This is a genomic window from Streptomyces sp. T39, assembly GCF_008042045.1.
Classification (GTDB): Bacteria; Actinomycetota; Actinomycetes; order Streptomycetales; family Streptomycetaceae; genus Streptomyces.
Genome location: NZ_RDBP01000209.1, coordinates 1 through 692, shown reverse-complemented (window position 1 = coordinate 692; position 692 = coordinate 1). Strand labels below are relative to the sequence as shown.

1 protein-coding gene and 1 pseudogene are annotated in these 692 nt (G+C 75.8%); one reads left to right on the top strand and one right to left on the bottom strand.

Annotated features, from left to right (window positions below; all coding sequences use genetic code 11):
• Positions 1–455: pseudogene (locus EAO77_RS37030) on the top strand (transglutaminase family protein); the annotation flags it as partial.
• A 5-nt stretch (positions 456–460) separates the two neighbouring features.
• Here the strand turns inward: EAO77_RS37030 and EAO77_RS37025 are convergent.
• Positions 461–692 (bottom strand): tetratricopeptide repeat protein (locus tag EAO77_RS37025; protein ID WP_147992654.1); only part of this gene is annotated, 232 nt, incomplete at its 5' end.

The following is a 692-nucleotide window of genomic DNA, read 5'->3' as shown; positions in this document are numbered from 1 at the left end:
GCCCTGGACCAGGCCGGCATCGACTCCGCCCAGATCGAACTGGACCGGCTCGCGGGGATGCTCCCCTACGGACTGTCCGGGCCGCACGCGTGGGCGCGGGCGCTCGGGGACCTGCTGGGCGGCCGCGAGGGCTTCCACGGCACTCCGGGGGACTACCAGCGGCTGGAGTCGTCGCTGCTCCACGAGGTGCTGCGGCGCCGCCGCGGACTGCCGATCCTCCTCTCCGTCCTGTGGACGGAGGTCGCCCGCCCGGCCACTTCGTCGTCGGCTTCGGCGACCCGGAGTCCCTCGTCCTCGCGGACCCGTTCGGCGCGGGCCGGAGCATCGACGGGCTCGGCGGGGACCCGGTCGCACCGGTCACCAGCAGTGCGGTGTCCTCGGCCGTGAGCAGCCGGCCCGCGGATCCGCTCGCGGTCGTCTCGCGCGTCCTGAACRACATCCGCGCCTGGGCCGCGCCGGGTCAGTTCAGCATGGCGCGGGCGGCGCGGGCACGGCCGCGCACCAGGTCGGCGGTGGTGGGCTCGACCGCCGACACGACGTCGGCGTAGGCGTCCATCTCGGCGGCGCCCTCGGTGAAGGCACCGCGCTGGACGAGGAGCTGGGCGCGTTCGTAGCGCAGCCTGGCCGGGTGCGCGGGCAGCAGGAGCAGCAGGTCGAGGGCCCAGAGGGCCACGTCGGAGCGTTCGGGGCGC